10 protein-coding genes are annotated in these 12,187 nt (G+C 43.5%); 6 read left to right on the top strand and 4 right to left on the bottom strand.

Features of this window, described 5'->3' with window-relative positions; all coding sequences use genetic code 11:
• Positions 1–59 precede the first annotated feature (59 nt).
• Positions 60–1,754, bottom strand: coding sequence for a methyl-accepting chemotaxis protein (locus L1028_RS02415; protein ID WP_234530865.1), 1,695 nt, complete (start codon positions 1,752–1,754; stop codon positions 60–62).
• A 247-nt stretch (positions 1,755–2,001) separates the two neighbouring features.
• On the opposite strand from L1028_RS02415, the gene L1028_RS02410 reads away from it, so the two are divergent.
• On the top strand, positions 2,002–2,433 hold the full coding sequence (locus tag L1028_RS02410; protein ID WP_234530864.1) for a MarR family winged helix-turn-helix transcriptional regulator: 432 nt from the start codon (positions 2,002–2,004) through the stop codon (positions 2,431–2,433).
• Positions 2,434–2,528: 95 nt separating this feature from the next.
• On the opposite strand, the gene L1028_RS02405 is transcribed toward L1028_RS02410, so the two are convergent.
• Complete coding sequence (locus L1028_RS02405) at positions 2,529–4,388, bottom strand: LTA synthase family protein (protein ID WP_234530863.1); 1,860 nt, start codon at positions 4,386–4,388, stop codon at positions 2,529–2,531.
• A 283-nt stretch (positions 4,389–4,671) separates the two neighbouring features.
• On the opposite strand from L1028_RS02405, the gene L1028_RS02400 reads away from it, so the two are divergent.
• Together L1028_RS02400 and L1028_RS02395 are read left to right on the top strand one after the other, a co-directional pair.
• Positions 4,672–6,978 (top strand): helicase C-terminal domain-containing protein, encoded by a 2,307-nt coding sequence (locus tag L1028_RS02400; protein ID WP_234530861.1) that lies wholly within the window; start codon positions 4,672–4,674, stop codon positions 6,976–6,978.
• A gap of 64 nt (positions 6,979–7,042) precedes the next feature.
• Positions 7,043–8,011: a Gfo/Idh/MocA family protein gene (locus L1028_RS02395; RefSeq protein WP_234531156.1), complete on the top strand. Its 969-nt coding sequence runs from the start codon at positions 7,043–7,045 to the stop codon at positions 8,009–8,011.
• A 76-nt stretch (positions 8,012–8,087) separates the two neighbouring features.
• Here L1028_RS02395 and L1028_RS02390 read toward each other — a convergent pair whose 3' ends face one another.
• Both L1028_RS02390 and L1028_RS02385 read right to left on the bottom strand, forming a co-directional pair.
• Positions 8,088–8,771, bottom strand: a complete 684-nt coding sequence (locus L1028_RS02390) for a CidB/LrgB family autolysis modulator (RefSeq protein ID WP_076285611.1) — start codon at positions 8,769–8,771, stop codon at positions 8,088–8,090.
• A complete protein-coding gene (locus L1028_RS02385; RefSeq protein ID WP_076285612.1) occupies positions 8,765–9,139 on the bottom strand; it encodes a CidA/LrgA family protein in 375 nt (124 codons plus the stop codon). Before L1028_RS02385 ends, L1028_RS02390 begins: the two co-directional genes overlap by 7 nt.
• A 112-nt stretch (positions 9,140–9,251) precedes the next feature.
• On the opposite strand from L1028_RS02385, the gene cidR reads away from it, so the two are divergent.
• The 3 genes from cidR (at position 9,252) to L1028_RS02370 (ending at position 12,129) form a co-directional block, all read left to right on the top strand.
• A complete protein-coding gene (gene cidR / locus L1028_RS02380; RefSeq protein ID WP_234530860.1) occupies positions 9,252–10,145 on the top strand; it encodes a cidABC operon transcriptional activator CidR in 894 nt (297 codons plus the stop codon).
• A gap of 148 nt (positions 10,146–10,293) precedes the next feature.
• Positions 10,294–10,533, top strand: a complete 240-nt coding sequence (locus L1028_RS02375; RefSeq protein ID WP_234530858.1) for an aspartyl-phosphate phosphatase Spo0E family protein — start codon at positions 10,294–10,296, stop codon at positions 10,531–10,533.
• A 195-nt stretch (positions 10,534–10,728) separates the two neighbouring features.
• The gene (locus L1028_RS02370) at positions 10,729–12,129 is read left to right on the top strand and encodes a DNA-binding protein (RefSeq protein WP_234530856.1); all 1,401 of its coding nucleotides are present in this window, start codon (positions 10,729–10,731) and stop codon (positions 12,127–12,129) included.
• The last annotated feature ends 58 nt before the right edge of the window (positions 12,130–12,187 follow it).

Genomic DNA, 12,187 nt, shown 5'->3' with positions numbered 1-12,187 from the left:
AATTTCTCTGCCTGGTCGCTAGCCCCTTTAAGTTTAAGAACTTACATGAATAAGAAGGATTATACTTTGAAACGTTCAATTAGAATCTGTAACTTCTCAGCTAGCGAGGACAGGAAGCCTGCAGCTGATTCCACTTCTTCCATGGCTGCAAGCTGCTCTTGTGAGGAGGCGGATAATGTTTCCGCACCGCTTGCTGTCTGATTAGCGACGTCTACAATATTCTGTAGAGTAGTAACGAGACCATCGGAGATGAAGGCTAGTTCGCGGACTGTTCCGGAAATCTGCTGACTTTGCGAAGCCATCCCAGAGACAGACATCTCAATCTCGGAGAAGGATCGACCTGCCGTTACGATCAATTCCCGGCCTTGGCCCATCTCTTCTGTAGAGCGCTTCATGGTTTCTCCTGCTTGGTCCATCTGATTCACGATAATGCTTACGAGTTGACCGATTTGAGCAGCAGAGTGGGCGGAACGCTCGGCAAGCTTGCGTACGGATTGTGCAACTACCGCAAAGCCTCTTCCCTCTTCACCGGCTCTTGCAGCTTCAATGGCTGCATTCAGCGACAGCAGATTGGTTTCTTCTGCGATGCTCGCAATCGTGCCCACGATATTCTCAATTTCCTTAGAGTAGCCGCCCAAGGTTTCAATAATGACAGCTAAATCAGTGATGCTGTCACTGACGATGCGCATTTGTTGCGTAGTAGAATCCATTGCTTCTCTACCTGTACGAGCTTTTTCGGCGTTACTGGTAGCATTATTCATTGCGTTATCTGCATTTCCTGCAATCTCTGTTATGAAGTGTGACAAGTCCTGTACAGACTTATACCCACCCTCCAAATTTTGCAATTGTGTATTAGCTCCATCGGCAAGTTCAATGGAAACGTTGACACTGTACTCACCAGCACGGTTAGTCTCTTGTGCACTGGCAGAGAGCTCTTCGGATGAAGACGCCACCTTCATGGAGGTTTCATTGACTTCGGTAATGAGCATGCGTAGGCTCTGTGTCATGTCATTGAAATTACGGGCTAAAGTACCAATCTCATCCTTGCTGTTGAATGAAATAGGATCATGAGTAAGATCGCCCTGTGCCACAAGATTTACGCCTCTAGATAGCTTCGTTAAAGGACTTACCATTCGGCGGATTAACAGATATGCTGCTACAATAGCAATAACTAGAATGGAAGCCCCAATAATAAAGGGCTGAACAATGATGTCCCGGGTCCGTTCTTGAATTAATGGTCCATCGAAGTTAATAGCCATTAGAGCGACTATAGGCTTGGATGGATCATGATCCTGATAGATGGGGCCGTAGCCCGTCTTGAGTGATGTGCCTTCGTATGTATAAACCTTTGAGTAGGCGGAATGCTTATATGTAGTGATCTTTTCCTTCTCTTCATCTGAGAAATAAAAAGTATCGCCTGCTTTATAACCTCTTGCTTTAAAGCTTGAATCTGAGGCAAGAACTTTTCCGTCTAAAGACAAAATGAATGCCTCTTTAAAAATAGCCTTATGTGCCACAATCCAACCGATCCGGTCCTCGACAGCCTCCAGTTTGCTTTGATCTCCTGCAATTAATGCGGTAATGTCTGATGGGTCAATCAGCCCGGTTGTAATATTGGCGCATCCTACCAATTCGATACCTGCTGCTTCGTCTACTTGCTTGTACGCAGTACGGTATCCGAAGAACCCAATGGATGATCCAACAAGAAGTAATACGATGAACATCATCCAAGCTAATTTAGTTGCCAATTTCATTCTTTGCACCAACCTTGACAAATTATGTTTTCGGTGACAATCGCTCTCACTGCTACGATTATAGCCTATCGATAAGCTTATAACCTTACATAGAATATAGTATTTTTGTGTCGGATATTGTAAATTGGTGGAAGAATTATGGAAATAAACGTGATTATGAAATGTTTAGTAGACAAAAGCATTGAATCCTGACCAGTTCTAGTGGTACGCTTGAGTTATAAAAAACGGATTGGGAGTTGAAACAAGGATGCCGCATCAATTAGATCCGTTAATAGAGCGTCTTGGATTATCCATGTGGAGAGTACAACGTAAGATCATGTCCCAAAGGACTTTGCATAAGGAACTCGGACTTACCGTACCTCAGATGGGTCTGTTAAATATAGTAGCGAAAGAGAAGCGGTCGCGGGTGGTACAGCTGGCGGAGTCTATGGAGGTCAAATCCAGTGCCATTACCGTGATGCTCGATCGCCTGGAAGCGCTGGGTTTTATTAAACGTGAGACGGATGGATCGGATCGGAGAGCGGTTGTGGTGACCATCACCGAGCAAGGCCAGCAAATACTTGAAGAAGGACATTTCCGTTCAAAACAGTTACTTGCTGAGCATTTATCTATCCTGAAACCGGAAGAACTGCAAAAGTTTGCGGAGTACTACCGAATGATCGAGGACCAGGAACGGTAAGAAACGGTAAATCTCTAGCTTTAGCTTATAGATACAGAAAGAAGGCCACCTTCTCCGGAGAGAAGGTGGCCTTCTTTGAAATATAATGATAAATTCTAAGGCTTAATTGGTTTGTCTGGCAGCTGCGTAATGTAGCTGTGGGAAAGCTGTAGAAGTCTCAATGCTCGGTTGTATTCATCCTCAGTGGCAGCCGGTACTTTTCCATTATAAATAGGATATTGTGTATTATCTTCAAAGCTATTTCCCGGAATAAGTAGTCCTGAGCTGGAAATGAAAGAACCAGAAGGTAAATAATATCGCTCTGGCAGCAAATTATAAGTCTGACTGAGTAGATCTTGACCGAAAACTAGGTTATTCTCTAATGAAATTCCAAGAAGACCCGCGGCAGTTGGCATGATATCCACTTCGCCACCGACTTGCTCTAAGGTCTGTGGTGCTGTGCTGTCTCCTGCATGAATGACCAAAGGAATGTTTAACATATCCGCATAGGTATATTCATGACCATAAATTTCAGTCATTAATTGCTTATCATCATGATCGAGAGAATAAATAGGCAGTCCCATATGGTCTCCATAAATCATGATCACGCTGTTATCCCATACGCCATTCGCTTTAAGTTCTTCTACGAAATGTCCGAAGGCATCATCCGCATAGTTCTGGGAACGGATATAGTCACCCACAAAAGTACCTTCGTAACGCTCTGGCAGCTTCATGCGGTATTTATCCTCAGGGATTGTGAATGGATGATGCGCTGACATCGAAATGATCTGAGCGTAGAAAGGTTGAGCCTCGTTGCTCATGTCTTTTAGCTTATCGGCTGTCTTACTATAGAGCGTATCATCAGAAGCGCCGAAGAAGAAAACATCATCTTCACCGAAAAATTTGCGATCATAATAATGATCAAAGCCCAGTGAATCATACAACTCACCACGGTTCCAGAACTCTACGACATTCGTGTGAAATGTTGCGGTCTGATACCCATTTTCTTTAAGCAAACGTGGCAGACTTGGTAGCACCTTATTCACATAGGACATCGTTGCTGCACCACGTGGAGGGATGTAGGCGGATGTGTTCACTACGAATTCTGCATCCGACGTATTCCCTTGACCTACCATTTGATAGAAATTGGGGAAGTAAAGACTATCCTTCATTACCTTGTTCAGGTTCGGTGTAATCTCTTGCCCGTCTAGCTCAAGACCCATCAAAAAGTTCTGGAAGGATTCCAATTGAATGATAATAAGATTCTTGCCTTTAGCCGTGCCATGAAGTGGAGAACTAACCGCAGTATTAATCCCCTTCACATTGTTGATGGCATCTTGTGTAATATCACTTGATTGCACAAGCTCTGGTTCTTCTTTTGCAAAGATCGTATAGGCTTCATAATTAAGAATACCCATCTCTTGAGCTTTCTTAATTTCGTTCATACTAGCCTTATTCGGCAAAATGTTGAACAAGCATAAACCAAGTGAGACTGCGAATAGAACACTATATTTTATTTTTTCGTTACGATGGTTGATATTCTCTTTTTTATAGACACGGCCTTTCTTATTAAAGAAGAAATAGCCTCCTAGGACAATAATATCTGTAAAGATTAATAGGTAGTAAGGATCCATTAGTGAGAATACGCTGTTGCTGACGGCTGTGACTTGATTCACCTGTTCCGCGGCATGGTAAGTTACAATGACTCCATAATATTTAAAATACATAATGGCTGCGAAAAAGATGGCTGTTACTAATAAATTGACTGTCATGTAATATCCAAGCTTTCGTTTGGAGGCGAACCGCTCAATAATACAGAAGAGCGCCCAGGCAAAAGGAATTTCTGTCAGTAATGACTTCCAAGGCAGCACATCATCAAAAATGACGCCCCAAGCCAGAAATGCTTTTAGGATAAAAAGTATTGTGAAAAACACAAAAGGTTTAATGATCCAACGTTTAATATTAAAGGATGACACAGCTTCCCCCTCTTTCTACATGATAAAACGCCATTTCTCAAACAGGACGAAACAGCGTCAAGACAAAATGACTCCATAGTAATAAAATTTATTATGCAGGGCTAGCAGAAGAAAGTCAAAAACCGAAAGCGTAAGTATAAGCTTTGTGGAGTGCGTAAAGTTTAACACGCATGGGTGAAAGATGATGTTTATGCTATCACATGGGGTTATACAGCGATTAAAGGACCGAAATAGACATTGGGAACAAAAAGGATATATGGCTAATTAAGGGAGGTTAGAATAGTTGGATCATACTGTAACCCTATCCGTTAGAACTCTCGTCGAGTATGTTTTTCGCAGCGGTAGTATTGAGCCTGGATTTCATGGTACTTCCTCTATGGTTGAAGGAACACGAATTCATCAGAAAATCCAAAAGCAATATAAGGAAGGCGACCGCAAGGAGGTCTATCTGAAAACAGAGATCCCTTATGGCAGCTTACTCTATATAGTAGATGGGCGCTGTGATGGACTGCTTATTTCGGAGGATGGGAGCTTAACGGTCGAAGAAATCAAATCAACCTCCGGACTGCTGGATATGCTGGAAGAGGGACATGAGGTACATTGGGCTCAGGCACTGATGTACGCATATATGGTATCGCTGGAGCAGGAGCTTTCTTCTATTCAAGTAAAGCTTACCTATGTCCACCGGGCTACTGATGAGCAAAAAAGCTTGTACCGCACGTTGTCTTTAGATGAACTGATCTCATTTGCTAATGATACCGTAGCCAGATATGCTCCGTACGCTGAGATGATGGTTCGTCATGATGCTAAGAAAGAACAGAGCCTTCGAGAGTTACAATTCCCGTTTCCCTCTTATCGAAAGGGACAACGGCATTTTGCCGGAGCGGTGTACAAATCCATCGTAGAAAAGGTCAGTCTGTTCGCTCAGGCGCCCACAGGTATTGGGAAAACAATGTCAACGCTGTTCCCGGTCCTTAAAGCAATGGGCGAAGGACAAGCTAAGGGATTGTTCTATTTAACGGCTAAGACGGTTACCCGTTTTGCCGCACAAGAAGCAATCTCGCTACTGTTGGCGCAAGAACTTCAGCTGCATGTCATCACACTTACTGCTAAAGAGAAGACCTGTTTTCATGATGAAGGGATTTGTGGCAAGGATTCCTGTCCCTATGCGGATGGCTATTATGACCGGATTAACGATGCAGTAATGGATCTGTTAGAGCATGAGACGCTGATGAGCAGAGACACCCTAGCACTGTATGCTCACAAACATAAAGTGTGCCCATTTGAGTTCTCGCTGGATGCAGCCTATGCCTGTGATGCGGTGATCTGCGATTACAATTATATATATGATCCTCGGATCAGCCTGAAACGGCTAACGGAGGAGAGAAAGAGAGAAACGGTGCTTCTAGTAGATGAAGCGCATAATCTGGTAGACCGGGGACGAGAGATGTTCTCTGCCTCTTTGCTGAAGGCCCCTTTTCTAGAAATCCAGCGTCAGTACAAGGAAGTAAACCGAAATTTGAGTGCTGCAGCTAAATCGGTGAACGCTTTTTTCATCTCCCTTCGTAAAATTTGTAATGATGAGGGGCAGGGACAATGGACTTCGTTCCCGGAGGAGCTGCCAGCCTTACTTGAGACCTTTTCTTTGGAAGCAGAACAGGAGCTTATTCATCCAAGCGCCAGCATTGTTCCTCTGAATGGAGAAGGAGAGAATGTTCTCCTGGATACCTATTTTGCAGTTCAAGGGATGCTTCGCACCTTTAAGACTTATGATGAACGCTACATAACCTATGCTGAGGTTCGGCGCGGAGATGTGTACTTGAAGTTATTTAATTTGGATCCCTCGTATTTGCTCCGTCAAATGTCTAAGAGCTTTCGAAGTCAGATTCTGTTCTCTGCTACGCTTTCTCCATTATCGTACTATCGGGATATGATTGGTGCGGTGGAGGAAGATTACAGTTTAACGGTCTCATCTCCTTTTCAGAAGGAGCAATGGGAGGTGACCGTGCTGCCTGTCTCCACACGTTATCATGACCGGGAAGCTTCTCTAATCCCGTTAACTCAGGCATTGAATCAAATGGTTTCAAAGAAGGGCAATTATCTGGTTTTTTTCCCTTCATATCTCTATTTACAAAACGTATATCAGGTCTTTACGGAGAATTACCCCGAAGTACGGACTTTGATGCAGGATACAGGCATGAGTGAGCAGGCTAGGGAAAGTTTTTTAGCCGCATTTAGTCCAGATAATGACGAGACGCTGTTAGGATTTGCTGTACTCGGAGGGATCTTTTCGGAAGGTGTAGATCTGCCAGGAGACCGTCTCAACGGGGTAATGGTTGTTGGTGTTGGCCTACCACAGCTTGGTCTTGAGCGTAATCTACTACGTCAGTACTTTAATGCCAGAGATAAAAACGGCTTTGATTATGCTTATGTCTACCCGGGAATGTGCAAGGTATTGCAAGCTGGAGGCAGGCTGATTCGAAGCGAGACAGATACAGGCATTATTGTGCTTGCGGATGATCGCTTTTTGCAGAGTCCTTATATGCATTTGCTTCCCGAAGAATGGAGAGATTATCTTATCCGCTCATAAGGGGGTATAATCTATGAAAGGTATTCACAACGGTATTCATAATCCATCGGTAGGAGGAAAAAGAATGACATTAAAAGTGGGTATTGTGGGTACGGGTTGGTTCTCTAAGGTACATGCTGATTTACTGGCAGAGATGGATGATGTCCGTTTGCAGGCGGTCTGCGGAAGCAGTAAGGCTAAAGGCGAAGATATGGCACGTCCATACAATGCTGCTGGATATGGTGATATTACGGAGATGCTGGATGCTGAGAAGCTCGATGCTGTTTATATTTGTGTGCCTCCACAATCTCATGGCGCGATCGAACGATCATTAATCAAGAGGGATATTCCCTTTTTTATAGAAAAACCGCTTAGTATGACTACTGAAATTCCCGCAAGCCTACTTCAAGATATCAAAGAACATAATTTGTTAACCTCGGTAGGATATCATTTCCGCTATCAGGAGAACATTAAACGTCTGAAAGAAACTTTGCGTGGTGACAAGGTCGGTATGATTATGGGGCAATGGATGGGCGGCATGCCAGGCGTAGCTTGGTGGCGTGATCAGAAGCAATCCGGAGGACAATTCACAGAGCAGACTACACATATCGTTGATTTGGTGCGCTATCTAGCCGGAGAAGTGAAGGAAGTCTATGGCATGTTCGGAAACCGGATTATGCATGAGCAGCATGAAGGTGTGAGCGTGGCCGATGTAGGCACCGTATCCCTGAAGCTTGAAAATGGAATTATTGCTAATATTTCAAATACATGCGTTTTACCTGATGAGGTGGGAAGTGTAGGACTTAGCTTCTATAATGATCGGGGACTTTTGGACTGGAACCCGGATCGTCTCTTGGAAGTGCGAAGCGGCAATAGTACCGAATTTGAGAATACAGGAAACCCATATTTAGTAGAAAGTGAAGCTTTCCTGCATGCTGTACGGACGGGGGACCGCTCGCGTATTTTATGCGACTATGAGGATGGATACAAGACCCTTAAAGTCACCTGTGCGGCCTACGATTCAGCGCAAAGCGGATTGCCTGTTAAGTTCTAGGGTTTGATTCATAGAAAAAGGACATGCTACTTTAGATGTACTAAAGAGACATGCCCTTGGCCCAAGCTGGGTTAGCCTAGTGGAGGAATATCGCGAGCAAAGCTGGCGCCACACCTATAGATAACAGCGCGGACAGAATCATCGCAATACTGGAGATGGTTCCGGTCAGTGAACTAAGCTCGAAGGCTTTGGATGTTCCTGTACCATGTGCAGCGGTTCCCAGCGATACACCGCGCGCAATTTCATTCTCAATGCGGAAGATGCGAAGTACAGTAGGGCCCATCATTGTACCAAGTATCCCGGTAATAATAACGAAGACTGCCGTAATACTCGGTACACCGCCAATACTTTGCGAGATGCTCATAGCGATCGGTGTAGTTACCGAACGTGGTACCAGACTAGCTGCCAGATCGCCGCTAACATGCAGCCATTTGGCGAGCAGAATGGAAGAGATCACCGCAACTATCGTCCCTGATAGCACGCCTGCCGCAATTTCGGCGGCGTGCTTTTTGAGTACCTTGAAGTTCTTATGCAAAGGGATGGCAAAGGCCATGGTTGCTGGTTGCAGCAAATTCGTCAGCCATTTTCCTCCCGCATTGTATGAGTCATAAGTAATGCCTGTTATAAGCAGAAAGATGATCATAATCACTGGTGTGATGATTAATGGAGAGGTATAGACTTTACCAGTAGAAGCATAGATACGCTTCGCGAGTAAATACACCGCGACCGTGAGAGCAAAGAATAACAGAGCGTTTAACATGATCCTTTACGCTCCTTCGCTTTATAAATTCTACTGGTAAGTAATCCGGAACTAGCCATCACAACAAATGTGCCTAAGACGACAACGGCAAGAATGCGTAATCCATCCGTTTCCAGAATATTAGCGTATTTCATTACACCTATAGCAGATGGAATGAAGAACAGCAGGAGCTCGGCGAGTAACCAAGAAGCACCGACCTCTACCCAATTCAGACGAATGACACCGAACTCAAGCAGGAGAAACAATATAATCATTCCGAGTATGCTTCCGGGAATAGGGATATGCAATAATGGGGTCACAGCATTGATAAGTAAAGAGAACAACATAAGTCCCGCTACCTGCAGCAAGCCTATAACAATCTTTTTCATAAGGCTTCGCTCCTTTCATGATAATGAAAGTTTACATCAATTGTTTTCATAGGTAAAATGAATAGATAGAATAAATGACATTCCTTTTGTCTATGGATTAGGAGGAACATAAATGGATATCCGACAATTAGAATATTTCGTTCAAGCGGCACGAATGAAAAGCTTTACGAGAGCTGCTGAATCATTATATATAACACAGCCCACGATCAGTAAAATGATTCGGAATATGGAGGTCGAACTGGAGGCAGACCTGTTCTACCGTGAAGGGAAGAGTGTAAGACTTACAGACGCAGGGGAAATTCTGTTCACTAAAGCGCAAAATATCGTGGAGTCTTTCGCTAGCTTGTCTTCCGAACTGGATAACTTACGGAATCTGGAGCAGGGTCACATCCGCATCGGCCTGCCTCCAATGGTAGGAGCGAGCTTCTTCCCATCGGTGATTGGTCAATTTCATAAACGTTATCCGCAGGTTACCATTCGTCTCCATGAGGATGGGGCCAAAAAAGTGGAGGAAGATGTAGAAACGGGACTGCTGGACATTGGAATGGTCGTGTTGCCTGTAGATACAGCCAAACTTCATTGTTTTACCTTTGTTGAAGAGAAGTTGAATCTTATTTTGCCTATGGGACATCGGCTGGCCAAGGCAGAGCTTGTTCCGCTAAGTGAGCTGGCAGAAGAGGAGTTCGTACTATTTCGAGAGGATTTCACGCTGCACGATCGGATTATTACGGAATGTGTAAAAGCTGGATTTCAGCCGAAGGTTATATATGAGAGTTCACAATGGGATTTAATCAGCAAGATGGTAGCCGCGGGAATGGGAATCGCATTATTGCCGGAAACCATTTGCCGCGACATGGATCGCTCACGATTGGTAGTCATTCCTTTGACAGATCCGGTAATTCCCTGGCAGATAGCCATGGCATGGCGCAGAGACCGTTATTTATCTTTTGCAGCACGTGAATGGATTTCTTTTGCAAAGGGACTATTGAGAACAGTACCCAAATGAGCTTCCCCACGAGCCTATAGAACATCCGATTAAATAGCTATTTTATTTTTGTGGATGTTCTGCAAATTTTTCTTTTTTTTTGAAAATATGTTTTTTGGCATCATGGATTATGATAGGAAGAGATGTTGATAGAGAGAAGGAGAGAGTTGTGACACTATATCAAGGTTCTTCCGAGAAAGCTTATAGAAGAGACTACAGAGAAGATGAGCTATTTGTGACTATAGAGAGCCTTAGATGCGAATTGCTGGAAGTCGCGGAGCAACGGAGTCTTAGTGATCATGCTGTCCTAGAGCTAAGCGAGCGATTGGACAGTTATATTTTGCTGGCACAACATAAGATGATGGAGAACTTACGCAGTCGCAAGGCAAGTGCAACGGCTTACTGCTGAAGCTCAAAATCGCTATTACAATAATTTAAACTTCGACTAAACCATAGAATTACACTATTATGAAGATCCAACCGATAAAGAGGAGAGAAATACGCTCCTCTTTTTGTCGTACAATCTATTGGTTGTACAATCCATAACTTTCACCTATAATGTCAATTAATAGGATCTTTTCAAGTCAAACTTTGGGGGTGCCGAGTGGAGGGAAAGTTAACAACTATACGCTCAGAAATTGAGAAAAATCTGTCCCGCTCCGGCCATAATCTCGCCTCTTTTTCAAAAATTTGTGGCCTGAATCGTGGAAGTCTCAGTGCAATCCTGCATGGGAATCCACCGAAGCCTATGTCCTTGGGACAAATAGATGCAATCATCAAAGCCTTTGGTTTTCCTGATGGTTGGTTGTATCCACTGTACGTTGATGAATGCTTTAATGAGGAGAAGGTCTCACGCCGCAGGGTGGAGCCTTTTTTAATACGTTGCGCTGAACTGGGCAAGCAAAATTGCATTGATGATACCTTAAACAGATTATTGGAATATCCGAAATCGCTAGATATCGTTTATTCTATAGCCGAAAAGTTACTTAATAAAGGTAAACTAGATGAATCCATGTTTTTCTATAAAATTGTAGCAGAGAATGAGTCCGACAGTTACTCAGAGAGATTGGCAATCAGTCATTATCGTATTTTTAGAGCAATCTTATCAATTGTCGATTCAGACGAGAAGCTGCATGCAGTTATTACATTTGAACCTTTCAGGAATCGACTGCCAGAAAATATGCAGTTAGATGGTCTACTTACTCTAACGCAGTTGAGCTTTGATCTTCGGCGATGGATTAAAATGGAGTCGTTCGCCGATGAACTAAGAACGTTGGCCAATGCTGTTTACCGTGACCAATTACGAAAAAGTCAGGATAGCCGAAAGGAAGTTCTTCATACTGAACGTCCGCTTGTTGTTTATTATGGGCATGGGTATCTACTCAAAGCAATCTCACTTACCAAGCAGGGTAAATATGAGGAAGCTAAGAAGTACACGGCGGGCTATGCAGACCTTAGCTGGTTTGAAATGATTAACGAAGAAGGTCGTCAGGCTGTAGAGCAATTCCGGTTATTCGCAATTGGTAATGGATTCACGATAGAGATGTTGATGGGCAATGTAGATGTCTTGCCTAGCTATACAGATTTTTTGGCAGATCACCCAGGCGAAATCTTAGCAGGACTTATTACCATTATGGATGCGGCTAATCGATATGGGTTCTCTGCTGATAATATACTTACACGATTCTCACGAGAAATGTTGAGATTTGAAGAGTTTCAGGAGCCGAATAACGTCGACCGTGTATTCCGGTTGTACTATCAAGTAGCGATTTATCAAATAAATAGGAAACGTTATATTACAGGCGTGGATTATCTTGTGAAATCTCTCGAGCTATCTATTAAGCAGAACAACGGAAAAGACTTTATTAATTGTATAACCTTATTTGAGATGAGTAGAGATTATGCTAATACCGCTCAACAGGAGAAATATAGAGAATTAGTAAAGGGGGTGAGAAAGAATGAAAAAATCACTATTGATGATGGTAAGCGTTTTAGCATTGTTTAGCTTCATCATTATCGGACCTGTAGGCTCTGGAAGCAATGGAAGCATTACAACGTACGAG

Source organism: Paenibacillus pseudetheri (assembly GCF_924513355.1).
GTDB lineage: Bacteria > Bacillota > Bacilli > Paenibacillales > Paenibacillaceae > Paenibacillus_AQ > Paenibacillus_AQ pseudetheri.
Note: the sequence above shows the minus strand (reverse complement) of the source record. Positions and strands in the feature narration are given on the sequence as shown.

Coding starts and splice junctions, on each gene's coding strand:
- L1028_RS02390 (WP_076285611.1), bottom strand. CDS start 8,771: ATGTTAAACGCTCTGTTATTCTTTGCTCTCACGGTCGCGGTGTATTTA.
- L1028_RS02395 (WP_234531156.1), top strand. CDS start 7,043: ATGACATTAAAAGTGGGTATTGTGGGTACGGGTTGGTTCTCTAAGGTA.
- L1028_RS02385 (WP_076285612.1), bottom strand. CDS start 9,139: ATGAAAAAGATTGTTATAGGCTTGCTGCAGGTAGCGGGACTTATGTTG.
- cidR (WP_234530860.1), top strand. CDS start 9,252: ATGGATATCCGACAATTAGAATATTTCGTTCAAGCGGCACGAATGAAA.
- L1028_RS02410 (WP_234530864.1), top strand. CDS start 2,002: ATGCCGCATCAATTAGATCCGTTAATAGAGCGTCTTGGATTATCCATG.
- L1028_RS02415 (WP_234530865.1), bottom strand. CDS start 1,754: ATGAAATTGGCAACTAAATTAGCTTGGATGATGTTCATCGTATTACTT.